21 protein-coding genes, 1 tRNA gene and 2 rRNA genes are annotated in these 26,870 nt (G+C 51.5%); 11 read left to right on the top strand and 13 right to left on the bottom strand.

The genetic code is table 11. The annotated features are described in order from the left end of the window. Positions 1-11 precede the first annotated feature (11 nt). The 9 genes from atpH to asnC all read right to left on the bottom strand — a co-directional run bounded on the left by atpH (position 12) and on the right by asnC (position 7,195). A complete protein-coding gene (atpH, locus tag DA718_RS29415) occupies positions 12-545 on the bottom strand; it encodes a F0F1 ATP synthase subunit delta (RefSeq protein ID WP_112215595.1) in 534 nt (177 codons plus the stop codon). Positions 546-559: 14 nt separating this feature from the next. Continuing rightward, positions 560-1,030 carry a F0F1 ATP synthase subunit B gene (gene atpF / locus DA718_RS29410; RefSeq protein ID WP_004107293.1) on the bottom strand — a complete coding sequence of 157 codons (471 nt, stop codon included), beginning with the start codon at positions 1,028-1,030 and terminating at the stop codon, positions 560-562. A gap of 56 nt (positions 1,031-1,086) precedes the next feature. Next, complete coding sequence (gene atpE, locus DA718_RS29405) at positions 1,087-1,326, bottom strand: F0F1 ATP synthase subunit C (RefSeq protein ID WP_000429386.1); 240 nt, start codon at positions 1,324-1,326, stop codon at positions 1,087-1,089. 47 nt (positions 1,327-1,373) lie between these two features. Beyond that, on the bottom strand, positions 1,374-2,189 hold the full coding sequence (gene atpB, locus DA718_RS29400; RefSeq protein ID WP_112215594.1) for a F0F1 ATP synthase subunit A: 816 nt from the start codon (positions 2,187-2,189) through the stop codon (positions 1,374-1,376). An 8-nt stretch (positions 2,190-2,197) separates the two neighbouring features. Next, the gene (gene atpI, locus DA718_RS29395) at positions 2,198-2,578 is read right to left on the bottom strand and encodes a F0F1 ATP synthase subunit I (RefSeq protein ID WP_112215593.1); all 381 of its coding nucleotides are present in this window, start codon (positions 2,576-2,578) and stop codon (positions 2,198-2,200) included. Between the two features lie 616 nt (positions 2,579-3,194). Then, positions 3,195-3,818, bottom strand: coding sequence for a 16S rRNA (guanine(527)-N(7))-methyltransferase RsmG (gene rsmG / locus DA718_RS29390; RefSeq protein ID WP_112215592.1), 624 nt, complete (start codon positions 3,816-3,818; stop codon positions 3,195-3,197). Between the two features lie 114 nt (positions 3,819-3,932). Continuing rightward, positions 3,933-5,822 (bottom strand): tRNA uridine-5-carboxymethylaminomethyl(34) synthesis enzyme MnmG, encoded by a 1,890-nt coding sequence (gene mnmG / locus DA718_RS29385; RefSeq protein WP_112215591.1) that lies wholly within the window; start codon positions 5,820-5,822, stop codon positions 3,933-3,935. A gap of 382 nt (positions 5,823-6,204) precedes the next feature. Next, a complete protein-coding gene (gene mioC, locus DA718_RS29375; protein ID WP_112215590.1) occupies positions 6,205-6,645 on the bottom strand; it encodes an FMN-binding protein MioC in 441 nt (146 codons plus the stop codon). 91 nt (positions 6,646-6,736) lie between these two features. Beyond that, positions 6,737-7,195 carry a transcriptional regulator AsnC gene (asnC, locus tag DA718_RS29370; protein WP_004107306.1) on the bottom strand — a complete coding sequence of 153 codons (459 nt, stop codon included), beginning with the start codon at positions 7,193-7,195 and terminating at the stop codon, positions 6,737-6,739. 152 nt (positions 7,196-7,347) lie between these two features. Here asnC and asnA point away from each other — a divergent pair, with 152 nt between their 5' ends. Beyond that, positions 7,348-8,340, top strand: a complete 993-nt coding sequence (gene asnA, locus DA718_RS29365; protein ID WP_112215589.1) for an aspartate--ammonia ligase — start codon at positions 7,348-7,350, stop codon at positions 8,338-8,340. 8 nt (positions 8,341-8,348) lie between these two features. Here the strand turns inward: asnA and viaA are convergent, their stop codons facing one another. Both viaA and ravA read right to left on the bottom strand, forming a co-directional pair. Continuing rightward, positions 8,349-9,797, bottom strand: a complete 1,449-nt coding sequence (gene viaA / locus DA718_RS29360) for an ATPase RavA stimulator ViaA (protein ID WP_112215588.1) — start codon at positions 9,795-9,797, stop codon at positions 8,349-8,351. Continuing rightward, the gene (ravA, locus tag DA718_RS29355; protein WP_112215587.1) at positions 9,794-11,293 is read right to left on the bottom strand and encodes an ATPase RavA; all 1,500 of its coding nucleotides are present in this window, start codon (positions 11,291-11,293) and stop codon (positions 9,794-9,796) included. Before ravA ends, viaA begins: the two co-directional genes overlap by 4 nt. Before the next feature lie 217 nt (positions 11,294-11,510). Between ravA and kup the strand changes: the two genes are divergently transcribed. From kup to rbsR, 7 genes are all read left to right on the top strand, one after another. Then, positions 11,511-13,379: a low affinity potassium transporter Kup gene (gene kup / locus DA718_RS29350; RefSeq protein WP_112215586.1), complete on the top strand. Its 1,869-nt coding sequence runs from the start codon at positions 11,511-11,513 to the stop codon at positions 13,377-13,379. Between the two features lie 184 nt (positions 13,380-13,563). After that, a complete protein-coding gene (gene rbsD, locus DA718_RS29345; protein WP_112215585.1) occupies positions 13,564-13,983 on the top strand; it encodes a D-ribose pyranase in 420 nt (139 codons plus the stop codon). Positions 13,984-13,990: 7 nt separating this feature from the next. After that, positions 13,991-15,496 (top strand): ribose ABC transporter ATP-binding protein RbsA, encoded by a 1,506-nt coding sequence (rbsA, locus tag DA718_RS29340; protein WP_112215584.1) that lies wholly within the window; start codon positions 13,991-13,993, stop codon positions 15,494-15,496. Between the two features lie 5 nt (positions 15,497-15,501). Further along, the gene (gene rbsC, locus DA718_RS29335; protein ID WP_112215583.1) at positions 15,502-16,467 is read left to right on the top strand and encodes a ribose ABC transporter permease; all 966 of its coding nucleotides are present in this window, start codon (positions 15,502-15,504) and stop codon (positions 16,465-16,467) included. Between the two features lie 27 nt (positions 16,468-16,494). Beyond that, positions 16,495-17,385 (top strand): ribose ABC transporter substrate-binding protein RbsB, encoded by an 891-nt coding sequence (rbsB, locus tag DA718_RS29330; protein WP_112215582.1) that lies wholly within the window; start codon positions 16,495-16,497, stop codon positions 17,383-17,385. Positions 17,386-17,483: 98 nt separating this feature from the next. Continuing rightward, entirely contained in the window at positions 17,484-18,416 is a 933-nt protein-coding gene (gene rbsK / locus DA718_RS29325) for a ribokinase (RefSeq protein WP_167492897.1), read from the top strand. 3 nt (positions 18,417-18,419) lie between these two features. Further along, positions 18,420-19,412: a ribose operon transcriptional repressor RbsR gene (rbsR, locus tag DA718_RS29320; RefSeq protein WP_110276052.1), complete on the top strand. Its 993-nt coding sequence runs from the start codon at positions 18,420-18,422 to the stop codon at positions 19,410-19,412. On the opposite strand, the gene mdtD is transcribed toward rbsR, so the two are convergent. Continuing rightward, the gene (gene mdtD / locus DA718_RS29315) at positions 19,409-20,806 is read right to left on the bottom strand and encodes a multidrug transporter subunit MdtD (RefSeq protein ID WP_112215581.1); all 1,398 of its coding nucleotides are present in this window, start codon (positions 20,804-20,806) and stop codon (positions 19,409-19,411) included. The two genes, rbsR and mdtD, sit on opposite strands and share 4 nt — an antisense overlap. Next, positions 20,803-21,510, bottom strand: a complete 708-nt coding sequence (locus DA718_RS29310) for a FadR/GntR family transcriptional regulator (RefSeq protein ID WP_112215580.1) — start codon at positions 21,508-21,510, stop codon at positions 20,803-20,805. The genes mdtD and DA718_RS29310 overlap by 4 nt, the downstream gene beginning before the upstream one ends. 480 nt (positions 21,511-21,990) lie before the next feature. On the opposite strand from DA718_RS29310, the gene DA718_RS29305 reads away from it, so the two are divergent. The 3 genes from DA718_RS29305 (at position 21,991) to DA718_RS29295 (ending at position 26,810) form a co-directional block, all read left to right on the top strand. Continuing rightward, positions 21,991-23,530, top strand: a 16S ribosomal RNA gene (locus tag DA718_RS29305). 87 nt (positions 23,531-23,617) lie between these two features. Continuing rightward, positions 23,618-23,692, top strand: a tRNA-Glu gene (locus DA718_RS29300). A 211-nt stretch (positions 23,693-23,903) separates the two neighbouring features. Continuing rightward, a 23S ribosomal RNA gene (locus DA718_RS29295) occupies positions 23,904-26,810 on the top strand. Together the 16S and 23S rRNA genes with 1 tRNA gene alongside form the textbook arrangement of a ribosomal RNA operon. The last annotated feature ends 60 nt before the right edge of the window (positions 26,811-26,870 follow it).

The raw sequence follows: 26,870 nt of genomic DNA, 5'->3' as shown, positions 1-26,870 counted from the left end.
CTCCAGTCCCCTTAAGACTGCAAGACGTCTGCAAGGCGCTCAAGACGGCCGCGTACGCTGCCATCAATGACCATATCACCCGAACGGATGATTACGCCTGCCATTACAGACTTATCGATTTTGCAATTCAGCTTAACTTTGCGTGACAGACGTTTTTCCATCGCGCTGGCGATTTTCGCAAGCTGTTCTTCACTCATTTTGTTGGCAGAAATAACTTCTACCTCTGCGGTTGCCTCACTGGCAGCACGCAGGTGAATGAACTGCTCAAGAACATCAGGGAGCGCTTTCAGACGACCATTTTCAGCCATTACCCGAATCAGGTTTTGACCATTTTCGTCCAGTTGCTCACCGCAAACCGCGATAAACGCATCAGAGAGCGTTTCCGGTGCCAGTGCACCAGAGAGTAGCTCTGCCATTTGTTCGTTTTTAGTCACTTCAGCGACAAACGCCAGCATATCCTGCCAGCGTTCAACACTGTTGTGTTCGACGGCAAAGTCAAAAGCTGCTTTGGCGTAGGGGCGAGCTACCGTTACAAATTCAGACATCAGCCCCTCCCTCCTTACAGTTCAGCGACAAGTTTATCCACGATGTCGCTGTTAGCAGCTTCATCCACGGAACGTTCGATGATCTTCTCGGCGCCAGCAACAGCCAGGATAGCGACCTGCTTACGCAGCTCCTCACGAGCACGTTTACGTTCGGCATCGATTTCAGCCTGCGCCTGTGCGACGATTTTGGTGCGTTCCTGTTCTGCTTCAGCTTTGGCTTCGTCCAGAATCTGAGAGCGACGCTTGTTCGCCTGCTCGATGATTACCTGGGCTTCCGCTTTCGCTTTTTTCAGCTGGTCGGTCGCGTTGGCCTGTGCAAGGTCCAAATCTTTCTTAGCGCGTTCTGCAGAAGCTAAACCGTCAGAAATTTCTTTCTGGCGCTTTTCGATGGCAGCCATTAACGGCGGCCATACATACTTCATGCAGAACCATACGAAGATAACAAACGCGATGGCCTGGCCGAGGATTGTTGCGTTCATGTTCACAGCACAATACCTCTTAAAAAATAACTCTGTGGCTTAGGTTTCTTTCGAACAACTTACTACGCGACGGCGAACATCACGTACAGACCCAGACCTACAGCGATCATCGGGATAGCATCCACCAGACCCATAACGATAAAGAACTGAGTACGCAGCAGAGGAATCAGATCCGGTTGACGCGCTGCGCCTTCCAGGAATTTACCCCCGAGGATGCCGATACCGATCGCAGCACCGATTGCCGCCAGACCCATCATCACAGCGGCAGCCATGTACAGCAGATCCATATTCAGGTTTTCCATGACAGTCTCCAGTTTGTTTCAGTTAAAACGTAGTATGTTGGTAAAAATCAATGCTCTTCAGATGCCATCGACAGATAGACGATCGTCAGAACCATGAAGATGAAGGCTTGCAGCGTAATAATCAGGATGTGGAAAATGGCCCACGGCACATTCAGAATCCACTGTGACCACCACGGCAACAGACCAGCAATCAGAATGAAAATCAGCTCACCGGCATACATGTTGCCGAACAGTCGCAGACCCAGAGATACTGGTTTAGACAGCAGGCTTACCCCTTCAAGGATTAAGTTGACAGGAATGAACGCCCAGTGATTGAACGGCTGCAGGGTCAGCTCTTTAACGAACCCACCTACGCCTTTCATTTTGATGCTGTAGAAAAGAATCAGGATAAACACGCCAAGCGCCATCGACAGGGTGATGTTCACGTCAGCAGACGGAACCACGCGCAGTGCAGGCAGGCCGAAAATGTGTTCACCGATGTATGGCAACAGGTCGATTGGCAGCAGGTCCATCAGGTTCATCAGGAATACCCAAACGAACACGGTGAGGGCCAGCGGAGCAATAACCTTGCTCTTGCCATGGTACATATCTTTAACGCTGCCATGGACGAAGCCGATGATCATCTCGATAAAGGTCTGGAATTTCCCTGGTACGCCGCTGGTGGCCTTTTTGGCTACGCTGCGGAACATCAACAGGAACAACAGACCGAGCACCACCGAGAAGAACATGGAGTCAATGTTGAGCGTCCAGAAGGTGGCCGGGGGGTTATGCGGATCCACCAGCGAGAAAGTACGCAGGTCCAACTGAAGGTTATTCAGATGGTGTCCTATGTATTCCTGCGGCGTCATATTTTCTGAAGCCATGATGCCTTTTACCCTTTGTTGTTAATTACAGCTGGCGCCAGAATTTGTACCACCAGCACCAAAACCCACGTCACTATCAGCGGCAAAAACACCACTTTGAAAACCGCCAGCGCCACCGCCAGAAGGGCGAAGGTCAGCAACACCTTAAAAGCTTCACCGAAGGCGAAGGTCCAGGCCACTCGGCCTTTAGCTGGTGTATGCGCCTGATGACGCCAGGCAAAAATCATAAATATCATGTTTGGCAAAATAACCGCCAAACCCCCGCTAACGGCGGAGATGCCCCAGAAAGGGTCTTTGAGGCTGAACAGCAGTCCACTTGCTATTACTGCCAGTAACTGAATAAACAGAAGCTTACGAGCAACGTTTCGACTCAAGAGCGACACTGACATCACGTTTTTACTCCTGCTCCCTTCGAGGTATGTCGCGTGTCGTATAAAACGTCCTTTAAGACGAAGAGTCAAGCATCAAAAAGCGGACAAATTATACGGTGACGCCCCGTGATTTCAAACAATAAGTAGCAAAATAGTGAATAAATGTTTAATTATTTTCCGACAGACAACTTTTCATGCATTTCACCGATCTGTGAGCAGTCATGCAAAACTGCAAATAACGCGAAAACACGGCAATTAAAGCGTGCATCAGATCACATAATAGACATTTTTAGTGAAATCGAATTAATTCTGTACATAAAACTTAAAAATTTATCCGTTTGATATTCAACATAAAAAGTGGGTATTATTTCTAAAACAACCCCACATACAATAAAAACCTTTTATTGACATTCATAATAAATATTTAACATCAGTATGAAGCGTAAGCAGCACGATTTTTAGCGTCCTGATATTTTCAATGTTGACTATTCAGCCCGTAAAGTAACAAGACAAAGTTAACAGAAAGAAAAACCATGGTGAAACCATGGTTAAAGATAGTCCGGTAATAACCTGCCGTGACTTTTATTTTTGTAACATGCACGGCCCATCTTTTTTTCACATTTTTTGATAAAAATTAAATCATTTTTGGCTGAATCACCACCAGGTGACGCTCCCCTTCCAACTGAGGAACATGCAGTTCAAAAACGTCATTAATGACGTACCCTTCCGGTAGATTTGCCATTTCCTCTTCCTGCGCTAAACCTTTGAGCGCATAGAAGTGTCCGTTCTCTGCGGGTAAATGATGGCACCAGCTCACCATGTCATTCAGAGACGCAAATGCGCGGCTAATCACGCCGTCAAACGGCGGCTCTGCCGGAAACTCCTCCACACGGCTTTGTACCGGGGTGATGTTTTCCAGTTTTAGCTCATGCTGGACCTGTCGGAGGAAGCGCACGCGTTTGCCAAGGCTGTCCAGTAAGGTGAAATGGGATTCAGGACGTACGATAGCCAGCGGGATCCCCGGCAGCCCAGGACCGGTGCCCACATCAATAAAACGAGTTCCTTTAAGGTGCGGCGCAACAATGATGCTATCGAGAATGTGGCGAACCAGCATCTCGTTCGGATCGCGAACGGAGGTCAGGTTATAAGCCTTATTCCACTTATCCAGCATGCCCACATAGGCTACCAGCTGATTTTTCTGGTGATCGGTAAGCGAAATACCTGCTTCAGCCAGCAGACGAGAAAGTTTGTTAAGCACGGTCAATACCTATCTAAAAACAATGAGCCCAGAGGCGATAACGCTTACCGGGCTGATGAATTAAAAGGGCGGATACGAATGCGCTATCCGCCAAATATCTCTATCAGGGAAAGATCAGGCGCTACGACGCAGCATTCCCTGTTTTTTCAGCCACACCAGTAGAATAGAGATTGCCGCTGGCGTAATACCAGAAATACGCGATGCCTGTCCTATTGAGGACGGTTTGTGATCGTTGAGCTTAGCAATCACCTCGTTCGACAATCCGTTCACCAGCCGGTAATCAAGTGTTGCAGGAAGCAAGGTATTTTCATTGCGCTGCTGCTTTTCGATCTCATCCTGCTGACGAGCGATGTAGCCTTCATACTTAACCTGAATCTCCACCTGCTCAGCTGCTTGCTTATCTGCAAGACCTGGTGAGAATGGTGACATTTGCACCAGCTGTTCATAGGTCATTTCAGGACGACGAAGTAAGTCTTCCCCGCTTGCTTCACGAGAAAGTGGCGCAGTCAGGTGAGCGTTCACTTCCGCAGCGCTTTCTGCCAGCGGATTAACCCAGCTGGATTTTAGACGCTGACGTTCACGCTCAATGCTTTCAAGTTTCTCGTTGAAACGCGCCCAGCGTTCGTCATCCACCAGACCCAACTCACGACCCTGTTCGGTCAGACGCAGGTCAGCATTGTCTTCACGCAGCATCAGACGATATTCCGCCCGCGAGGTAAACATACGGTACGGTTCTTTGGTCCCAAGAGTGCACAGGTCGTCCACCAGCACGCCGAGATAGGCCTGAGAGCGGCCCGGCGCCCAGCCCTCTTTCTCAGCAGAGAAACGCGCTGCATTCAGCCCTGCAAGCAGGCCCTGTGCGGCAGCTTCTTCGTAACCGGTAGTGCCGTTAATCTGGCCTGCGAAGAATAAACCATGAATAAATTTGCTTTCCAGCGTCGGTTTCAGGTCACGCGGGTCAAAGAAATCGTACTCAATAGCGTAGCCAGGGCGAACGATTTTTGCATTTTCCATCCCCTGCATTGAGCGGACGATTTGCATCTGGACATCAAACGGCAGGCTGGTAGAAATGCCGTTTGGATAAATTTCATTGGATGTCAGACCTTCCGGCTCCAGAAAAATCTGGTGCTGGTTACGATCGGCAAAGCGCATCACCTTGTCTTCGATCGACGGGCAATAACGCGGGCCGATCCCTTCAATCACCCCAGCATACATAGGGCTGCGATCGAGGTTATTGCGGATCACGTCATGGGTTTTCTCGTTGGTATGAGTGACATAGCACGGTACCTGCCGCGGATGCTGGGAAGCATCGCCCATAAACGAGAAGACCGGCATCGGATTATCGCCGTGCTGCTGAGCCAGAACGCTGAAGTCGATAGTTCTCGCATCAATGCGTGGCGGAGTACCGGTTTTCAGGCGGCTGACGCGTAGCGGCAATTCACGCAAACGCCGGGACAAGGGGATCGATGGAGGATCGCCGGCACGGCCACCGCTGTAGTTATCCAGACCGATATGAATCTTGCCATCCAGGAATGTACCAACGGTCAGAACAACCGCCTTCGCGCGGAATTTGAGGCCCATTTGGGTCACGGCACCGACGACACGATCGTTCTCAACAATCAGATCCTCAACAGCCTGTTGGAAGATCATCAGGTTCGGCTGGTTTTCCAGCGCGGTGCGTACAGCCTGGCGATAGAGCACACGGTCTGCCTGAGCGCGGGTAGCCCGAACTGCCGGGCCTTTGCTCGCGTTTAGTATCCTAAACTGGATACCAGCATGGTCAATTGCCTTCGCCATCAGGCCGCCAAGCGCATCCACTTCTTTTACCAGGTGTCCTTTCCCAATGCCGCCAATCGCCGGGTTGCAGCTCATCTGCCCCAGGGTGTCGATATTGTGTGTCAAAAGCAGAGTCTGTTGACCCATTCGCGCTGCGGCCATCGCGGCCTCAGTGCCTGCATGACCCCCGCCAATGATGATGACGTCAAAAGGATCCTGATAAAACATGGTGGTATGCCTCGCATAAAGCGGTTTGAAAATGGATTGAAGCCCGGGCCGTGGATTCTACTCAACTTTCGGCTTTCGAGAAAGCGTCCGGGATCCTGAGTATTAAAAAGAAGATCTTTTATTTAGAGATCTGTTTTATTGTGATCTCTTATTAGGATCGACGATATCTGTGGATAAGTCAGATCCACGATTTAAGATCAAAAGCTTAAGAAGGATCACTCTCTGTGAATGATCGGTGATCTTGGTCCGTATAAGCTGGGATCAAAATGAAGGGTTATGCACAGCACAAAAATCAGTCAAGGGTTATACTTTGGATAACTACCGGTTGATCCAAGCTTTTAAGCATAGTTATCCACAGAAGAAACGAGGATCTTTACAATTCTCATAGCAAATTTTTCCAGGATCCAAGCCAAATCTCTGCTGGATCTTCAGGAATCTCATGTTCGAGGACATTAATCTTCAGCGTTTCGCCGATCTGTTTTGCCCCACATGCTATGAGCGCCGCCTCGATTTTATCAATAGCTCCACAGAAGGTGTCATATTCACGACTACCGATGCCGATCGCGCCAAAGTGGACCGCAGAAAGATCGACTTGCTTCTCCTGAAGCGCTTCATAGAAAGGCAGTAAGTTATCGGGAATATCGCCAGCACCATGAGTAGAAGAGATAACCAGCCAGATTCCTTCGGCTTGCAGATCCTCAATCAACGGACCGTGCTGGATAGTGGTGCCGTGACCAGCCTCTTCCAGCTTTTCCGCCAGATGTTCTGATACATATTCTGCGCTACCCAAAGTACTGCCGCTGATAAGAGTTATGTCTGCCATGATCGCCCGCTCCACTATTCAGAGTGGCGTATTGTACGCTGTGAGCGAGCTGGGATCTACCTGTGGAAAAATGTGGGATTAAAAAGTCCGATCATGGGCGAATGGTACGCATAATCGGGTTCTGCAGAACGATCAATGTTTCAGTGGACTGAATTTCATCGATTGTTTGGATCTTGTTGATAAGTACATGTTGAAGGGCATCAATCGATCGGCACATCACTTTTATAAAGATGCTGTAGTGGCCGGTGGTGTAATACGCTTCGGTAACTTCATCCAGACTGTTTAATCTGGCCAGTGCGGAAGGGTAATCCTTCGCGCTCTTCAGAATGATGCCGATAAAACAGCCCACATCGTAACCCAGCTGTTTTGGACTGACGTCAATGCGTGCGCCGGTAATAATTCCCGCTTGCTTCATTTTCTCGACGCGAACGTGAATTGTCCCGGGACTGACGCCAAACTGTTTCGCCAGTTCGGCATAGGCGGTACGCGCATTGGCCATTAAAGCTTCGAGGATGCCGCGGTCCAGATTGTCGATTTGATAATTTTCCATAGGTTTTTCTTATGAAGTTTGATGAATCACTCTATTTTAGCGCCATATTTTGATGAATTAAAACCGAAGCAGGCTTTTTGTTGTTGGATTATTGAATTGCATCGCGGTTCTGTTGCTTAATCAATGGCAACAGGACGCAGGAGTAATAAAAAATGAAAACCGCATACATCGCAAAACAACGCCAGATTAGTTTCGTTAAGTCTCACTTTTCCCGTCAGCTTGAAGATAAGCTCGGTCTGATTGAAGTCCAGGCCCCCATCTTAAGCCGCGTGGGAGATGGGACTCAGGATAACCTGTCTGGTTGCGAAAAAGCGGTTCAGGTGAAAGTGAAAACACTGCCAGACGCCCAATTCGAAGTGGTTCATTCACTGGCGAAGTGGAAGCGTCAAACCCTGGGACAACACGACTTCAGCGCGGGCGAAGGGCTGTACACGCACATGAAGGCCCTTCGCCCCGATGAAGACAGATTAACCGCTATCCATTCCGTTTACGTTGACCAGTGGGACTGGGAGCGCGTAATGGGTGACGCAGAACGCCATTGCGGGACGCTGAAATCGACCGTTGAAGCGATCTATGCCGGGATCAAAGCGACCGAAGCTGCGGTGAGCAAAGAATTTGGCCTGACGCCGTTCTTGCCGGAGACGATCCAGTTTGTTCATAGTCAGGAGTTATTAAGTCGTTATCCGGATCTTGATGCTAAAGGCCGCGAGCGGGCGATCGCTAAAGAGCTGGGTGCGGTATTTCTGATCGGCATTGGCGGCAAACTGTCTGATGGTCAGCGTCACGATGTTCGTGCTCCGGATTATGATGACTGGAGCACGCCTGCAGCTGAAGGTTTTGCCGGTCTGAACGGCGATATCCTGGTGTGGAACCCGATCCTGGAAGATGCTTTTGAGCTCTCTTCGATGGGCATCCGCGTGGATTCTGAGGCGCTGAAACGCCAGCTCGCGATCACTGGTGATGAAGATCGCCTGACGTTGGAATGGCACCAGGCGCTGCTGCGCGGAGAAATGCCGCAGACTATCGGCGGCGGTATCGGCCAGTCTCGCCTGACAATGCTACTTCTGCAGCTTGACCATATCGGGCAGGTTCAGTGCGGCGTATGGCCAACACAGGTTCGTGAAAGCGTCGCTGCCCTTCTTTAACAGAGCAACTAACGCCGCCAGCGACGCAGCAGGCGGCTACGTAACCCGGTATCAAAGCGCCAGATATGATCGAAAATGCGCATGATGCCGGGCTTACCGTGTACCGACATTGCTACGGCATGAAAACGGTGCTGATGTTTGTGTTGTAGTTCCCCTACCTTACTGATCACCTCATCCGGCAAGCGCTGGGCGATAAAATCAGAAATCACCACCGCATCAGCATCTACCCACTGAGGGTTCTGCATTCGCTCAATAACAGCCCGGAAGCAGCTGGCCAAATCCGTACCGCCGCGAAAGCGCTGGCTTAAGAAACGGATCGCCTGTTCAAGCCCCTGTGGTCCGGTGAGTTCGTAATGCACCACCTCGCTGGAAAACAACATAATGAAGCAGCGGCGATTATCTGCCAGTGCGACCCGCATCAGCGCCAGGCAAAAAGCCTTGGCGCACTGCTCATTAAAGCCGCCCATTGATCCCGACGTATCGACGCAGACGATAAACGGCCCTCGCGGCTGTTCATCAAAATCCTGGCGGGTGACTGGACGCTCGGTTACCTTTTCCTTCCACGCATCACCGTGAAGTCGGTAGGTCAGCAACTGTTTCTCTACCAGCTTACGATAGAACTCAAACTCCAGCTCGGTGATACCGAGTGTGGCCAGCTCCGGCGGCAGCAGGCGCAGAATATCGTCGCTCTGCTGTAGCCCATCGACCTGCTCCGGCACGGTTGCCGGTTCTCGCACCAGGCTGCGGAAGGTTTCCATCGGCGCATCCTTTTTTGGTACCGCCTTCGCTTCTCTGGAACGACCCAACTGCTCAGCAAGCTGCATAAGTTCAGGCTGCTGAGTCAAAAAATCCCCGTAGCGAACGATCAGCTGATAATCACCGCGCCTCAGATCTCCTGCGCTCATATCCCACAGGTGCCCTGCTGCATTATCATTTTCCACCAGCACCGGCTCCAATTGACCGCTGAGAGTCATTCGTTCCTGGACTTCGCTAAGCAACTGATCGCGCTCCTCATCCAGCAGTTGCTGATTGAGGGACGTTGCCTGCACCACCAGACTCAAACGCCAGCGCTGGAGAAATAGCGTATGCAGAGCGGGGGTAAAAGTATGATTGTTATCCACTAACTGCTGTGCCTGGGCGGCAAAAGGGGAGTGAAGCTTGTGTAGCTGACTCAGGATTTGCGGGAGCTGGACGATAAACTGTGAAGTGGAAAGCCTCTGTGACTGTTGATAACACTGAACTTCCGCATCCAGTTCGGGAGGAATATGGGTCTCTTTTAGCCGCGATCTGACCGCCTCACGCCAGCGAGGAATGTCTGCGGCGATGATATTTTTTAACCGCGGAAATTTTTCAAAGAAAATGGCTAACTGAGGTGCGGCCAGCAGAGCCAGCAGCATTTCGTCGATCATTCCCTCTTCGCCGACTGCCAGCATGACATTCAGCATATCCAGAGTCATGACTGTCGGGCCTGTTTAATCTGCGTCCCAACGTCCTGCAGGCTGGCTTCGATGCGTCCCAGCCACTCACCGGGAATAAACAGGCATTTTTGCTGTTCGCTGAAGCGGTTGTGTTGTTGATGCCACTCGTCATCCAGCGCTTCCAACTGCTGCCTGATTTCGGTTGGCATATTTTCCTGCGATTCGCTGCCGGGTAGGGAGAGACGCGACCCCTGCAGACTGACATCGCGCACAACCAGATGCTGGCTGGTATCGACATCCATATTCAGCTGCTGGGCAAAGCCTATACCGTTGAGTTTACCGCGGATCTCTCCGCCTTTCTCCAGCCAATGCGCAAGCTCTTCACGGACAAACGTAATATGAATGACTTCCAGATCGTGCAGTTTGAGCGGCTGCTGGAGTAGCAGAGTCAGCGTGGGGGCCTGCACTTCAGCAGGCAATTCATAGTGAGGTTTCCGGCTAAACATACCGCCCAGGCGCGTCACTTTTAGCGCGGTCTTATCGCTTTGCTGTTGCTGAAGCTGAATGCGCCTCTGGATAATCGTCCCCAGGCGGGTGAGCATTGCCTGTTGCTGCCAGGCGTGGCTGGTCATTAAGGTTTCCAACTGCACGGACATCAGATTCATGGTCTCAATGTTGTGCCACAGGCAATCTTTCAGCAGGATCAGGTCGATAGGGGCAATGGTATCTCGACCGCTGAAGAATGCGCTGGCTTGCAACAGGCGGATGGCTTTTTTCCAGCGGCGATCTGAAACGTAGGGCGCGTTGGGTAGTGCATCCAGTTGTTGGCGCAACTGGAAAATCAGTTCAAACACGCTGTCTGGCAGCTTAATAGCACCGATATCTTGCTGCCACTGTATGAATTCCTCGTCGCTGACCTGCAAATTAGTTGGAACTGGATTGCTGTTCTCATCCTGCTGGCTTATCAACATTGAGCGGAAGTTGGTTTTATCTTGTACCTTGTCCAGCCATAAACGGATGAGCATGCGATCGTATAAGGCTTCCAGGCTGTTATCCGCTTCAGGCAATTCGTTCGAAGCTGCCACCAGCAGGCGCATGGGGATTTTCTCTTCGGTTGCCCCATTGCGGAAATGGCGCTCGTTTATCGCTGTCAGTAGCGTGTTGAGGATTGCCGGGCCAGCTTTCCAGATCTCATCGAGAAAAACAATTTCGGCTTCCGGAAGGTAGCCGGCTGTCAGGCGTTCGTAACGACCTTCGTCTTTCAGTGCCTGGATGGAAAGTGGGCCAAAGACTTCTTCCGGCGTTGAAAAGCGGGTCATCAGATATTCAAATGCTCGGGCTCGCTGGAAGGCGAACTTAAGACGGCGGGCTATTAAGCTTTTGGCGATACCCGGTGGGCCCAGCAAAAAAACGCTCTCGCCGCTGAGTGCCGCAAGTAGACAAAGGCGTATTGCGTGGCTGCGTTCAAAGAGTCCTTTTTCCAGGGCTGCGCTGAGCCGGGAAATTCTTTCTGCCAGTAAATGTGATTGAGCCATAATTGAGTTGCGTGCTTTTTAGGATGTCGTTGTTAAGTCGAGTATAGATGTTTGATTAGGGGTGGTAATAGCCTGAAGAATCGATTTATTTTCTTTGAGTCAGGTTAAGATGATGTCAGTTAGGGGTACGATTTAGCAAATAATCGTGCATACTGTGCGCTTTTTGTGGGCCAAGGGACTAGGCACACATTTGTTTTATAAACGAAAAGACTAGTCTATGAGCTCTGATAATAAGCAATCATTGCCAGCAATAACGCTGGCGGCAATCGGTGTGGTATACGGCGATATCGGCACCAGCCCGCTATATACACTTCGTGAATGTCTGTCTGGCCAGTTTGGCTTTGGCGTCGAGCGTGATGCTGTTTTTGGCTTCCTGTCGCTCATTTTTTGGCTATTAATTCTTACCGTATCACTCAAATACATTACTTTCGTTATGCGAGCAGATAACGCCGGTGAAGGTGGGATCCTGACGTTAATGTCGCTGGCAGGACGTAACACGTCCGCGCGAGCAACATCCGTACTGGTGATCCTTGGCCTTATCGGTGGTAGCTTCTTCTACGGCGAGGTGGTTATTACCCCTGCTATTTCGGTGATGTCGGCGATAGAGGGGTTGGAAATTATCGCTCCTGACCTGGATACCTGGGTTGTCCCCATATCAATTATTGTTCTGACGCTGCTGTTTGCTATCCAAAAGCACGGTACCAGCATGGTAGGCAAGCTATTCGCGCCGATTATGCTTATCTGGTTCCTGCTGCTGGCGGTACTTGGCGCGCGCAGCATCTTTGCTAACCCGGAAGTGCTGCAGGCGTTGAACCCATACTGGGCGGTTCACTTTTTCCTCGAATATAAAACCGTCTCCTTTGTGGCGTTAGGGGCGGTTGTCCTGTCTATTACCGGCGTGGAAGCGCTCTATGCCGATATGGGGCACTTCGGTAAATTGCCAATTCGCCTGGCCTGGTTTTCAGTGGTGCTGCCTTCGCTGGTGCTGAACTATTTTGGTCAGGGCGCGTTGTTGTTAAAACATCCGGAAGCGATTAAGAACCCATTCTTCCTGCTGGCCCCCGAGTGGGCGTTGATTCCGATGCTGATTATCGCTGCCCTTGCGACGGTTATCGCTTCCCAGGCGGTTATCTCCGGCGTCTTCTCTCTAACTCGCCAGGCAGTGCGTCTGGGGTACCTGTCACCGATGCGTATTATTCATACCTCGGAGATGGAGTCCGGCCAGATTTATATCCCGTTTATCAACTGGCTGCTCTATATCTCGGTGGTCATTGTGATTGTCAGCTTTGAGCACTCCTCGAACCTGGCGGCGGCATATGGGATTGCGGTAACGGGAACCATGGTGCTGACCACCATTTTGTTCTCGACGGTTGCGCGTAAAAACTGGCACTGGAATAAATTTGTTGTGGCGCTGCTGCTGGTGGCCTTTATGTGTATCGACATCCCGCTGTTCTCAGCTAACCTCGACAAAATCGTCTCCGGTGGCTGGCTGCCGCTGACGCTGGGTCTGGTGATGTTTACCATCATGACCACCTGGAAAAGCGAGCGTTTCCGCTTGCTACGTCGGATGCATGAACACGGTAATTCTTTGGAAGCGATGATCTCTTCCCTTGAAAAATCGCCGCCGGTTCGCGTTCCTGGGACCGCCGTGTATATGTCCCGAGCGCTGAACGTGATTCCTTTCGCTCTGTTACATAACCTGAAGCACAACAAGGTGCTGCATGAGCGGGTGATCTTGCTAACGCTGCGTACCGAAGATGCGCCATACGTGCATAACGTTCGTCGCGTGCAGATTGAGCAGATTTCACCGTCATTCTGGCGCGTGGTTGCCAGCTACGGCTGGCGTGAAACGCCGAATGTTGAAGAAGTCTTCCACCGCTGCGGGCTGGAAGGCCTGAGCTGCCGGATGATGGAGACCTCCTTCTTTATGTCGCATGAGTCGCTAATCATCGGCAAGCGGCCGTGGTATCTGCGCCTGCGCGGCAAGCTATATCTTCTGCTGCAGCGCAATGCCCTGCGAGCGCCGGACCAGTTCGAAATCCCGCCAAACCGGGTTATTGAACTCGGCACCCAGGTCGAAATTTGATTCTCTAAAGCCCTTCCTCGTGAAGGGCTTTTTGCTGTTTGTTATTCTGACTTCCTTCCTTTACCTCAGTTTTGCGAAACGTTTCGATAGCGATCACAATTCTCACTTCTGATGATGGTTTTTTGCTCGAGTATTGATAATACTTATGTCAGCGAAACGTTTCGCTAGTGGAGCAAAAGAGAAAATGAAAAAAGGTACCGTACTTAACGCTGATATTTCGTCGGTCATCTCCCGTCTGGGTCATACCGATACGCTGGTAGTTTGCGATGCTGGATTACCAGTACCTCGCAGCAGCACGCGTATTGACATGGCGTTAACCCACGGAGTTCCCTCCTTTATGCAGGTTCTGGAGGTGGTGACGAGTGAAATGCAGGTTGAAGCGGCTATCCTCGCGCAAGAGATTAAAACCCTTAATCCGCAGCTCCACGCGACGTTGCTCAAACATCTTGAGCTGCTGCAGCAACACCAGGGAAACACCATTGAAATTCGTTATACCAATCATGAGCAGTTCAAAAAAGAAACTGCAGATAGTCAGGCGGTGATTCGCAGCGGGGAGTGTTCCCCGTATGCGAACATTATTCTCTGTGCTGGCGTCACGTTCTGAGGCCGTCATGGACGCACTCTTACAACTCAAAGGGATCGATAAATCGTTCCCGGGCGTGAAGGCGCTCTCCGGTGCTGCGTTAAATGTCTACTCTGGGCGCGTCATGGCGCTGGTGGGCGAAAACGGCGCAGGCAAATCCACCATGATGAAAGTGCTGACCGGGATTTATTCCCGTGACGCTGGTTCGCTATTATGGCTGGGTAAAGAAACCGCCTTCACCGGCCCGAAATCCTCTCAGGAAGCGGGTATTGGCATCATTCACCAGGAGCTGAACCTGATCCCGCAGCTGACGATTGCAGAGAACATCTTTCTCGGTCGTGAGTTTGTGAATCGCTTTGGCAAAATCGACTGGAAGAAGATGTATGCAGAAGCCGATGTTTTGCTGGCGAAGCTGAATCTGCGCTTTAAAAGCGATCGTCTGGTAGGCGATCTGTCGATTGGCGATCAGCAGATGGTGGAAATCGCCAAAGTGCTGAGCTTCGAGTCGAAAGTCATCATTATGGATGAACCGACCGATGCGCTGACCGATACCGAAACAGAATCCCTGTTCCGCGTCATCCGCGAGCTAAAATCGCAAGGGCGCGGCATTGTTTATATCTCCCACCGTATGAAAGAGATCTTCGAAATTTGCGATGACGTGACGGTCTTCCGTGACGGCCAGTTCATTGCCGAGCGTGAAGTCGCCAGCCTTGATGAAGATCTGCTGATTGAAATGATGGTGGGACGTAAGCTCGAAGATCAGTACCCGCGCATTGATAAAGCGCCGGGCGATATTCGTCTGAAGGTGGATGCGCTGTGTGGGCCGGGCGTGGAAAACGTATCTTTTACCCTGCGTAAAGGCGAAATTCTTGGCGTCGCTGGGCTGATGGGCGCAGGGCGTACGGAACTGATGAAAGTGCTATACGGTGCGCTGCCGCGCACCAGTGGCTACGTCACCCTTGATGGTCATGAAGTGGTGACGCGTTCTCCGCAGGATGGCCTGGCAAACGGCATCGTTTATATCTCTGAAGACCGTAAACGCGATGGTTTAGTGCTCGGTATGTCGGTCAAAGAAAATATGTCGCTGACTGCACTGCGCTATTTCAGCCGCAGCGGCGGCGGCCTCAAGCATAAAGATGAACAGCAGGCGGTCAGCGATTTTATCCGCCTGTTTAATGTGAAGACGCCGTCTATGGAGCAGGCCATTGGGCTACTTTCCGGCGGTAACCAACAGAAGGTGGCGATTGCCCGCGGGCTGATGACTCGGCCAAAAGTGCTGATCCTTGATGAACCAACCCGCGGCGTGGACGTTGGGGCTAAGAAAGAGATCTATCAGCTAATCAACCAGTTTAAAGCCGATGGCCTGAGCATCATTCTGGTCTCTTCTGAGATGCCAGAAGTGTTGGGCATGAGCGATCGCATCATGGTGATGCATGAAGGGCATCTCGGCGGTGAATTCACACGCGAGCAGGCCACCCAGGAAGTATTGATGGCTGCCGCTGTGGGCAAGCTTAACCGCGTGAATCAGGAGTAAAAAAGATGAATAACCCGACTGTTTCTGGTCGCCGCTACTTCACCAAAGCGTGGTTGATGGAGCAAAAGTCGCTGATTGCCCTACTGGTGCTGATTGCGGTTGTCTCTACTATGAGCCCCAACTTTTTTACCGTGAATAACCTGTTCAATATTCTGCAACAGACTTCAGTTAACGCCATCATGGCGGTAGGGATGACGCTGGTTATCCTGACGTCGGGTATCGACCTGTCCGTAGGTTCCCTTCTGGCGCTGACTGGCGCGGTCGCCGCTTCAATTGTCGGAATTGAGGTTAACGCGCTGGTGGCCGTTGCCGCTGCGCTGGCATTAGGTGCGGCAATCGGCGCTGTTACAGGCGTAATTGTGGCGAAAGGGCGCGTGCAGGCATTTATCGCTACCCTGGTCATGATGCTGCTGCTACGCGGTGTGACCATGGTTTATACCAACGGTAGCCCGGTAAATACTGGCTTTACCGACAATGCCGATCTGTTTGGCTGGTTCGGGATTGGTCGCCCTCTCGGAATACCAACGCCGGTATGGATTATGGCGATCGTTTTTCTGGCGGCCTGGTACATGCTGCACCATACCCGTCTGGGTCGTTATATCTATGCGCTGGGGGGAAATGAAGCGGCAACGCGTCTATCCGGCATCAGCGTCAATAAAGTTAAAATCATCGTCTATTCTTTGTGCGGCATGCTGGCTTCGCTGGCCGGGATTATTGAGGTCGCGCGTCTCTCTTCCGCGCAACCGACGGCGGGCACCGGTTATGAACTGGATGCGATTGCTGCGGTAGTGCTTGGTGGCACCAGCTTGGCAGGTGGTAAAGGTCGTATTGTCGGTACGTTGATTGGTGCTTTAATCCTTGGCTTCCTGAACAACGGTTTGAATTTATTAGGTGTTTCATCCTATTACCAGATGATCGTAAAAGCGGTGGTTATTCTGCTGGCGGTACTGGTAGATAACAAGAAGCAGTAACTGAGAACTCTACAGGACATCTTAACTATGAATATGAAAAAACTGGCGACCCTGGTCTCTGCTGTAGCTTTAAGTGCGACCGTAAGCGCAAACGCGATGGCAAAAGACACTATCGCTCTGGTTATCTCTACGCTTAACAACCCGTTCTTTGTCTCTTTAAAGGATGGCGCGCAAAAAGAAGCGGACAAACTCGGCTATAACCTGGTAGTGCTGGATTCGCAGAACAATCCGGCGAAAGAACTGGCTAACGTTCAGGACTTAACCGTTCGCGGAGCCAAACTGCTGCTGATCAACCCAACCGACTCTGATGCAGTAGGTAATGCTGTGAAGCTGGCGAATCAGGCGAAAATTCCGGTTATTACCCTCGACCGCCAGGCCTCAAAAGGCGAAGTGGTAAGCCATATTGCTTCTGATAACGTTCTGGGCGGCAAGATGGCCGGTGACTATATTGCCAAGAAAGTCGGCGAAAGCGCGAAGATCATTGAACTACAGGGAATTGCAGGGACGTCTGCAGCACGTGAGCGTGGCGAAGGTTTTCAACAAGCCGTTACGGCGCATAAATTTAACGTACTGGCTAGCCAGCCGGCAGATTTCGACCGCACGAAGGGCCTGAACGTCATGCAGAACCTGCTGACGGCGCATCCTGATGTGCAGGCTGTATTTGCCCAGAACGATGAAATGGCGCTAGGTGCGCTGCGCGCTCTGCAAACTGCTGGTAAATCTGATGTGATGGTGGTTGGATTTGACGGCACTCCGGATGGCGAAAAAGCAGTAAACAGTGGCAAACTGGCTGCGACCGTCGCCCAGCTTCCGGAGCAGATCGGTGTGAAAGGCGTTGAGACCGCTGATAAAGTGCTGAAGGGCGAAAAAGTGGATACCAGCTATCCGGTTGAGTTGAAACTGGTCATTAAGCAATAATGTGTGATTCGGACTGGTAACGGTCCGAGGGACAACATAATAAAGAAAAGCAGGGCATGCGCCACCGGGTGCCGGTGGCGCGCTTTCCGGGAATATTGATTATGAAAACCGCAGGCAAACTTGTCGTCCTTGGTAGTATCAATGCCGATCACATCCTTAACCTCGACTCCTTTCCTACCCCTGGTGAAACCGTCACCGGTCATCACTATCAGGTCGCTTTCGGCGGTAAAGGCGCAAATCAGGCCGTTGCTGCCGGGCGCAGCGGGGCAAATATCTCTTTTATCGCCTGTACCGGTGATGACGATATTGGTGAACGCGTTCGTCGCCAGTTGGAAAGCGATAATATCGACGTTGCGCCGGTAAGGGCTGTTGCCGGGGAATCAACCGGCGTGGCGCTGATTTTTGTGAACGCTGAAGGTGAGAATACTATTGGTATTCATGCTGGAGCTAACGCCGCCCTTTCCGTTACGCAGGTTGAAGCTGAAAAAGAGCGTATCGCCAGCGCGCAGGCGCTACTAATGCAGCTGGAATCACCGTTGGAAAGCGTACTGGCGGCGGCGAAAATTGCTCACCAGAGTCAAACTGCAGTGATACTCAATCCTGCTCCAGCACGAGAGTTGCCGGATGAACTGTTAGCGCTGGTGGATATCATTACCCCGAACGAAACCGAAGCGGAAAAACTGACCGGCGTTCGAGTGGAAAATGACGATGATGCGGCAAAAGCAGCTAATGTGCTCCATGATAAAGGTATTGGTACGGTGATCATTACCCTCGGCAGCCGTGGTGTTTGGGCTAGTCTCAAAGGCAACGGTCATCGTGTTCCCGGCTTTAAAGTCCAGGCTGTTGACACCATTGCCGCTGGCGATACCTTTAATGGCGCGCTGGTGACTGCGCTCCTTGAAGGTATGGTACTGGCTGAGGCTATTCGTTTTGCCCATGCCGCCGCGGCTATTGCCGTTACGCGTAAAGGTGCCCAGCCCTCCGTGCCATGGCGAAAAGAAATAGACGAATTTTTACGTCAACAGGGGTAACGCTTGGCCACCATGAAGGATGTAGCCCGCATAGCGGGCGTTTCCACTTCGACGGTTTCTCATGTCATCAACAAGGATCGCTTCGTTAGCGAAGCCATTACCGCTAAAGTCGACGCCGCGATTAAGAGCCTGAATTACGCGCCATCTGCACTGGCGCGTAGCCTTAAATTAAACCAAACCCGTACTATTGGCATGCTCATTACCGCCAGTACCAATCCGTTTTACTCGGAGCTGGTACGTGGCGTGGAGCGTAGCTGTTTTGAACGCGGTTATAGCCTGGTGCTGTGTAACACCGAAGGCGATGAACAGCGAATGAACCGTAATCTGGAGACGCTGATGCAAAAGCGCGTCGATGGTTTGCTGCTGCTGTGTACTGAAACTCACCAGCCTTCGCCGGAGATCATGCAGCGCTACCCTTCCGTACCGACTGTGATGATGGACTGGGCACCGTTCGATGGCGATAGTGACCTGATCCAGGATAACTCTTTGTTGGGGGGCGATATAGCGACGCAGTACCTCATCGATCAAGGCCATACGCGGATTGCCTGCATCGCGGGCCCGCTGGATAAAACCCCTTCGCGACTGCGTCTTGAGGGATATCATGCTGCAATGGCTCGTGCCGGGCTGGCAGTACCTGAAGGATACGTTATTAGCAGCGATTTTGAGTTTGGTGGCGGATTTAGCGCAATGGAAAAGCTGTTAGTACTCCCCAAGCTGCCGCAGGCGGTGTTTGTCGGTAACGACGCGATGGCGGTTGGTGCTTATCAGGCGCTTTATCAGAGTGGATTGCGCATTCCTCAGGATATGGCGTTGGTGGGGTATGACGACATTGAGCTGGCTCGCTATATGACGCCGCCGCTGACGACTATCCATCAGCCGAAAGATGAGCTGGGCGAGCTGGCCATTGATGTACTCATCCACCGAATGGCTGATCCAGGACAAAAACAACAACGCGTTCAGCTGACTCCAGAACTGGTCGTGCGTGGCTCTGCTTAATGCTTGTGCCGCTCCTTAATCAGATTGCGGCCATCCTTCGCTTTCAATAAAGCAAATACTAGCGCTGATACAACGGTGATTGCTCCCATGGTTATAAAGGTGTAGTGGAACTGCTCGATGGTATTTGCGCTATCGAATCCTTCATAAAACCTCAGCACAGCCGCGCTAATGGCGACCCCGAGACTGATGGATAGCTGCTGAGTAACCGCCAGCATACTGTTGCCGCTGCTGGCGTTTTCATCGGTTAAATCAGCGAGCGTGATAGTGTTCATTGAGGTGAACTGGGTGGACATCGCCATTCCCAGAACGAATAGCGGTAGTAACAACATCCAGATCGACATATCCGGTGATTGCAGCGAAAACTGAGCGATCATCAGGCCAATAAATACCGTTACCCCAACCAGCGTTTTTCGGTAGCCAAACCAGCGAAGAATCTGAGTAACGGTTGATTTCGCGATAATCGAACCGATAGCCGTAGGCGCAATTATGCAGCCTGCGATAATCGCCGGATAACCAAAACCGACCTGTAGCATCAGAGGCATCAGGAACGGAACGCAGCCGGTGCCCAGCCGCGTTGCCAGATTTCCTGCAATCCCGACGGAAAAGGTGTGCGTCTTAAATAAAGAAAGCGAAATGAGCGGCGTGGGATGGCGGCGAGCGTGGCGAATATACGCCAACAGCATGACAACGCTCAGAGCAATGATGGATAGAGCAATCCATGTCGCGACGATCTTCTCACCAAACAGTTCGATTCCGCTGGAAAACAGTACCAGACTTAATCCGAACAGCAGAAAGCCGATCGTGTCAAAACGGCGCCGGGGCGTAGTGAAGTCCGGCATATATTTACGGGCGTACACAATCCCGATAATGCCGATGGGAATATTAATCAGAAAAATCCAGTGCCAGCTGGCCCAGGTGACCAGTACACCGCCGAGTACGGGTCCGAGAATGGGGCCGACCAGCCCTGGCATCGTGACGAAATTTAACACTGGTAGTAATTCACTGCGCGGATAGGCGCGCAGTAATGCCAGCCTCGCCACCGGCATCATCATCGCCCCACCTATACCTTGAATAACGCGGAAGGTAACCAACTCTGTTAGAGAACCTGAGAGGGCGCAGGCGAGAGAACCTAGGGTGAATAGACTAACGGCGATGATAAACACTTTCCGTGTGCCGAAACGGTCAGCCAGCCAACCGCTGACTGGAATTAACATGGCCACGGTAAGCGTATAGCTGATGATAGCGGATTGCATGGCCAGCGGTGAACGGTTGAGACTCTGTGCGATAGCAGGAAGGGCGGTATTCAGAATGGTGGCATCCAGCGCCTGCATAAAAAAGGCCATCGCAGCAATCCACGGCAGCCCGGCCATACTACGCCCTTTTTTCTCGCTCATTCTGTACCTTTTGAATGATTTGGAGCACTCAACAAAGCCTGACAGGCGTTCAGCGCCCGTGAACCGTCATTATCGAGGATGGCATCAACTATTGCCTGATGGAGATCCAGCTTCATCACCTCATTCTGGGTTATAGAAGTGAAATAGGTGTGGTAGACAGAATGGAATAAAGAAGCGAAAGAGATTAGAAAGGGATTTCCACTCATCTCATATATATGTTCATGCCAGGCCATATCGACTTCAATCCAGCGCTCGCGCTGAAAGTTTCTCTTCAACTCAATCATTTCCGCCATTAGAGCATTGAGTTGTGCTCTTTGTTCTGGGCTACCTGAATTCGCCGCCAGAAAACAGGCTTGCGGTTCAAGACTGCTGCGCATCACGAGGAAATGGCTAACAACCTCTTCAAAGTTATCTTCCGTTAACCACCAGGCTAGCAGCTCTTTGTCGAGAAAGTTCCAGCTACTGCGTGGCATAACGCGGGTGCCGATGCGTGGGCGAGGCAAAAGCATTCCTTTTGCTGTCAACGTTTTGACTGCCTCACGAACCGCCGTGCGGCTTACGCCGAATTGCTCACCCAGCTCTATCTCTCCAGGAAGAATGCTTTCTGGCTGATATTCGCCGGTCAGAATTTTTTGCGCCAGTTTCTCCGCTAATACCCAGGAGATATTCTTTTGTGCCGCCAGCTGCTGTGTGCTTAAAGACATAAATGCCGTTCCTTTCTCTTTTTTACTCTATCAGTATGCCATCAGGCGACTTACTTCGTTTGTTAAAACGGCAAAACGCCGGTTTTTTGCCACATTACACGTTGCTGTGGTGAAAAAAGAGACGGTTGAAAAGTTTTTTGAAGTTTCCTCTTGTCACGTCGGAATAACTCCCTATAATGCGCCACCACTGACACGGAACAACGGCTTACAGGCCGCCGGGTTAGCGGGGTTCAGCGATGAACGCCGGCAGAGAAAAGCGAAATTAAACGCTTGACTCTGAATGAGGAAAACGTATTATACGGGACCTCGCAACGGTGAGCGAAAGCCGCGTTGCACTGCTCTTTAACAATTTATCAGACAATCTGTGTGGGCACTCAAAGTGACATGGATTCTTAATGTCTTCGGACAATAAATGAATACCAAGTCTCTGAGTGAACATACGTAATTCATTACGAAGTTTAATTCACGAGCATCAAACTTAAATTGAAGAGTTTGATCATGGCTCAGATTGAACGCTGGCGGCAGGCCTAACACATGCAAGTCGAACGGTAGCACAGAGAGCTTGCTCTCGGGTGACGAGTGGCGGACGGGTGAGTAATGTCTGGGAAACTGCCTGATGGAGGGGGATAACTACTGGAAACGGTAGCTAATACCGCATAACGTCGCAAGACCAAAGTGGGGGACCTTCGGGCCTCATGCCATCAGATGTGCCCAGATGGGATTAGCTTGTTGGTGAGGTAACGGCTCACCAAGGCGACGATCCCTAGCTGGTCTGAGAGGATGACCAGCCACACTGGAACTGAGACACGGTCCAGACTCCTACGGGAGGCAGCAGTGGGGAATATTGCACAATGGGCGCAAGCCTGATGCAGCCATGCCGCGTGTATGAAGAAGGCCTTCGGGTTGTAAAGTACTTTCAGCGAGGAGGAAGGGGGAGTGGTTAATAACCATTTTCATTGACGTTACTCGCAGAAGAAGCACCGGCTAACTCCGTGCCAGCAGCCGCGGTAATACGGAGGGTGCAAGCGTTAATCGGAATTACTGGGCGTAAAGCGCACGCAGGCGGTCTGTCAAGTCGGATGTGAAATCCCCGGGCTCAACCTGGGAACTGCATTCGAAACTGGCAGGCTAGAGTCTTGTAGAGGGGGGTAGAATTCCAGGTGTAGCGGTGAAATGCGTAGAGATCTGGAGGAATACCGGTGGCGAAGGCGGCCCCCTGGACAAAGACTGACGCTCAGGTGCGAAAGCGTGGGGAGCAAACAGGATTAGATACCCTGGTAGTCCACGCTGTAAACGATGTCGACTTGGAGGTTGTTCCCTTGAGGAGTGGCTTCCGGAGCTAACGCGTTAAGTCGACCGCCTGGGGAGTACGGCCGCAAGGTTAAAACTCAAATGAATTGACGGGGGCCCGCACAAGCGGTGGAGCATGTGGTTTAATTCGATGCAACGCGAAGAACCTTACCTACTCTTGACATCCACGGAACTTGCCAGAGATGGCTTGGTGCCTTCGGGAACCGTGAGACAGGTGCTGCATGGCTGTCGTCAGCTCGTGTTGTGAAATGTTGGGTTAAGTCCCGCAACGAGCGCAACCCTTATCCTTTGTTGCCAGCGATTCGGTCGGGAACTCAAAGGAGACTGCCAGTGATAAACTGGAGGAAGGTGGGGATGACGTCAAGTCATCATGGCCCTTACGAGTAGGGCTACACACGTGCTACAATGGCATATACAAAGAGAAGCGACCTCGCGAGAGCAAGCGGACCTCATAAAGTATGTCGTAGTCCGGATCGGAGTCTGCAACTCGACTCCGTGAAGTCGGAATCGCTAGTAATCGTGGATCAGAATGCCACGGTGAATACGTTCCCGGGCCTTGTACACACCGCCCGTCACACCATGGGAGTGGGTTGCAAAAGAAGTAGGTAGCTTAACCTTCGGGAGGGCGCTTACCACTTTGTGATTCATGACTGGGGTGAAGTCGTAACAAGGTAACCGTAGGGGAACCTGCGGTTGGATCACCTCCTTACCTTAAAGAACCTGCCTTTGTAGTGCTCACACAGATTGTCTGATGAATGTAAAGAAGCAAGACGGCTGCGAAGTCGCGACACCTCGTGTCCCCTTCGTCTAGCGGTTAGGACTCCGCCCTTTCACGGCGGCAACAGGGGTTCGAATCCCCTAGGGGACGCCACTTGCTGGCTGTGAGTGAAAGACACAACCCACCGATATCTCAAAACTAACTCAGTGAGTTACGTTTGAGATATTTGCTCTTTAAAAATCTGGATCAAGCTGAAAATTGAAACGACACGCTGCGTCTGTTCTCCGTAATAAGAACAGAATGACGGTGTGTTCGAGTCTCTCAAATTTTCGCAATCATGAAGTGAAACATCTTCGGGTTGTGAGGTTAAGCGACTAAGCGTACACGGTGGATGCCCTGGCAGTCAGAGGCGATGAAGGACGTGCTAATCTGCGATAAGCGTCGGTAAGGTGATATGAACCGTTATAACCGACGATTTCCGAATGGGGAAACCCAGTGTGATTCGTCACACTATCATTACGTGAATACATAGCGTAATGAAGCGAACCGGGGGAACTGAAACATCTAAGTACCCCGAGGAAAAGAAATCAACCGAGATTCCCCCAGTAGCGGCGAGCGAACGGGGAGCAGCCCAGAGTCTGAATCAGTTTGTGTGTTAGTGGAAGCGTCTGGAAAGTCGCAGGGTACAGGGTGATACTCCCGTACACAAAAACACACAGGCTGTGAACTCGAAGAGTAGGGCGGGACACGTGGTATCCTGTCTGAATATGGGGGGACCATCCTCCAAGGCTAAATACTCCTGACTGACCGATAGTGAACCAGTACCGTGAGGGAAAGGCGAAAAGAACCCCGGCGAGGGGAGTGAAACAGAACCTGAAACCGTGTACGTACAAGCAGTAGGAGCCCACTTGTTGGGTGACTGCGTACCTTTTGTATAATGGGTCAGCGACTTATATTCTGTAGCAAGGTTAACCGAATAGGGGAGCCGCAGGGAAACCGAGTCTTAACTGGGCGTTAAGTTGCAGGGTATAGACCCGAAACCCGGTGATCTAGCCATGGGCAGGTTGAAGGTTGGGTAACACTAACTGGAGGACCGAACCGACTAATGTTGAAAAATTAGCGGATGACTTGTGGCTGGGGGTGAAAGGCCAATCAAACCGGGAGATAGCTGGTTCTCCCCGAAAGCTATTTAGGTAGCGCCTCGTGAATTCATCTTCGGGGGTAGAGCACTGTTTCGGCTAGGGGGTCATCCCGACTTACCAACCCGATGCAAACTACGAATACCGAAGAATGTTATCACGGGAGACACACGGCGGGTGCTAACGTCCGTCGTGAAGAGGGAAACAACCCAGACCGCCAGCTAAGGTCCCAAAGTCATGGTTAAGTGGGAAACGATGTGGGAAGGCACAGACAGCCAGGATGTTGGCTTAGAAGCAGCCATCATTTAAAGAAAGCGTAATAGCTCACTGGTCGAGTCGGCCTGCGCGGAAGATGTAACGGGGCTAAACCATGCACCGAAGCTGCGGCAGCGACACTATGTGTTGTTGGGTAGGGGAGCGTTCTGTAAGCCGTTGAAGGTGGCCTGTGAGGGTTGCTGGAGGTATCAGAAGTGCGAATGCTGACATAAGTAACGATAAAGCGGGTGAAAAGCCCGCTCGCCGGAAGACCAAGGGTTCCTGTCCAACGTTAATCGGGGCAGGGTGAGTCGACCCCTAAGGCGAGGCCGAAAGGCGTAGTCGATGGGAAACAGGTTAATATTCCTGTACTCGGTGTTACTGCGAAGGGGGGACGGAGAAGGCTATGTTAGCCGGGCGACGGTTGTCCCGGTTTAAGCATGTAGGCGGGCGTTTTAGGTAAATCCGGAACGTCATTTAACGCTGAGGTGTGATGACGAGGCACTACGGTGCTGAAGTAACAAATGCCCTGCTTCCAGGAAAAGCCTCTAAGCATCAGGTAACATCAAATCGTACCCCAAACCGACACAGGTGGTCAGGTAGAGAATACCAAGGCGCTTGAGAGAACTCGGGTGAAGGAACTAGGCAAAATGGTGCCGTAACTTCGGGAGAAGGCACGCTGATGGTAAGTGAAGTGACTTGCTCATGGAGCTGAAATCAGTCGAAGATACCAGCTGGCTGCAACTGTTTATTAAAAACACAGCACTGTGCAAACACGAAAGTGGACGTATACGGTGTGACGCCTGCCCGGTGCCGGAAGGTTAATTGATGGGGTTATCCTCGCGGAGAAGCTCTTGATCGAAGCCCCGGTAAACGGCGGCCGTAACTATAACGGTCCTAAGGTAGCGAAATTCCTTGTCGGGTAAGTTCCGACCTGCACGAATGGCGTAATGATGGCCAGGCTGTCTCCACCCGAGACTCAGTGAAATTGAACTCGCTGTGAAGATGCAGTGTACCCGCGGCAAGACGGAAAGACCCCGTGAACCTTTACTATAGCTTGACACTGAACACTGGTCCTTGATGTGTAGGATAGGTGGGAGGCTTTGAAGTGTGGACGCCAGTCTGCATGGAGCCATCCTTGAAATACCACCCTTTAATGGCTGGTGTTCTAACGTGGACCCGTGATCCGGGTTGCGGACAGTGTCTGGTGGGTAGTTTGACTGGGGCGGTCTCCTCCTAAAGAGTAACGGAGGAGCACGAAGGTTAGCTAATCCTGGTCGGACATCAGGAGGTTAGTGCAATGGCATAAGCTAGCTTGACTGCGAGCGTGACGGCGCGAGCAGGTGCGAAAGCAGGTCATAGTGATCCGGTGGTTCTGAATGGAAGGGCCATCGCTCAACGGATAAAAGGTACTCCGGGGATAACAGGCTGATACCGCCCAAGAGTTCATATCGACGGCGGTGTTTGGCACCTCGATGTCGGCTCATCACATCCTGGGGCTGAAGTAGGTCCCAAGGGTATGGCTGTTCGCCATTTAAAGTGGTACGCGAGCTGGGTTTAGAACGTCGTGAGACAGTTCGGTCCCTATCTGCCGTGGGCGCTGGAGAATTGAGGGGGGCTGCTCCTAGTACGAGAGGACCGGAGTGGACGCATCACTGGTGTTCGGGTTGTCATGCCAATGGCATTGCCCGGTAGCTAAATGCGGAAGAGATAAGTGCTGAAAGCATCTAAGCACGAAACTTGCCCCGAGATGAGTTCTCCCTGACCCTTTAAGGGTCCTGAAGGAACGTTAAAGACGATGACGTTGATAGGCCGGGTGTGTAAGCGTAGCGATACGTTGAGCTAACCGGTACTAATGAACCGTGAGGCTTAACCTTACAACGCCGAAGATGTTTTGGCGGGTTTGAGAGAAATTCAGCTTGATACAGATAAACAGA

The organism is Klebsiella huaxiensis (assembly GCF_003261575.2).
GTDB lineage: Bacteria > Pseudomonadota > Gammaproteobacteria > Enterobacterales > Enterobacteriaceae > Klebsiella > Klebsiella huaxiensis.
The sequence above is the reverse complement of the archived record's forward strand: the minus strand, read 5'-3'. Positions and strand labels throughout refer to the sequence as shown.

Excerpts from the sequence above, each read along its gene's own strand:
- kup (WP_112215586.1), top strand. The coding sequence starts at position 11,511 with ATGAGCTCTGATAATAAGCAATCATTGCCAGCAATAACGCTGGCGGCA.
- atpB (WP_112215594.1), bottom strand. The coding sequence starts at position 2,189 with ATGGCTTCAGAAAATATGACGCCGCAGGAATACATAGGACACCATCTG.
- atpH (WP_112215595.1), bottom strand. The coding sequence starts at position 545 with ATGTCTGAATTTGTAACGGTAGCTCGCCCCTACGCCAAAGCAGCTTTT.
- atpI (WP_112215593.1), bottom strand. The coding sequence starts at position 2,578 with ATGTCAGTGTCGCTCTTGAGTCGAAACGTTGCTCGTAAGCTTCTGTTT.
- mnmG (WP_112215591.1), bottom strand. The coding sequence starts at position 5,822 with ATGTTTTATCAGGATCCTTTTGACGTCATCATCATTGGCGGGGGTCAT.
- rbsB (WP_112215582.1), top strand. The coding sequence starts at position 16,495 with ATGAATATGAAAAAACTGGCGACCCTGGTCTCTGCTGTAGCTTTAAGT.
- viaA (WP_112215588.1), bottom strand. The coding sequence starts at position 9,797 with ATGACTCTGGATATGCTGAATGTCATGCTGGCAGTCGGCGAAGAGGGA.
- asnC (WP_004107306.1), bottom strand. The coding sequence starts at position 7,195 with ATGGAAAATTATCAAATCGACAATCTGGACCGCGGCATCCTCGAAGCT.
- rbsC (WP_112215583.1), top strand. The coding sequence starts at position 15,502 with ATGAATAACCCGACTGTTTCTGGTCGCCGCTACTTCACCAAAGCGTGG.
- atpE (WP_000429386.1), bottom strand. The coding sequence starts at position 1,326 with ATGGAAAACCTGAATATGGATCTGCTGTACATGGCTGCCGCTGTGATG.
- asnA (WP_112215589.1), top strand. The coding sequence starts at position 7,348 with ATGAAAACCGCATACATCGCAAAACAACGCCAGATTAGTTTCGTTAAG.
- ravA (WP_112215587.1), bottom strand. The coding sequence starts at position 11,293 with ATGGCTCAATCACATTTACTGGCAGAAAGAATTTCCCGGCTCAGCGCA.
- mioC (WP_112215590.1), bottom strand. The coding sequence starts at position 6,645 with ATGGCAGACATAACTCTTATCAGCGGCAGTACTTTGGGTAGCGCAGAA.
- mdtD (WP_112215581.1), bottom strand. The coding sequence starts at position 20,806 with ATGAGCGAGAAAAAAGGGCGTAGTATGGCCGGGCTGCCGTGGATTGCT.
- rbsA (WP_112215584.1), top strand. The coding sequence starts at position 13,991 with ATGGACGCACTCTTACAACTCAAAGGGATCGATAAATCGTTCCCGGGC.
- DA718_RS29310 (WP_112215580.1), bottom strand. The coding sequence starts at position 21,510 with ATGTCTTTAAGCACACAGCAGCTGGCGGCACAAAAGAATATCTCCTGG.
- rbsD (WP_112215585.1), top strand. The coding sequence starts at position 13,564 with ATGAAAAAAGGTACCGTACTTAACGCTGATATTTCGTCGGTCATCTCC.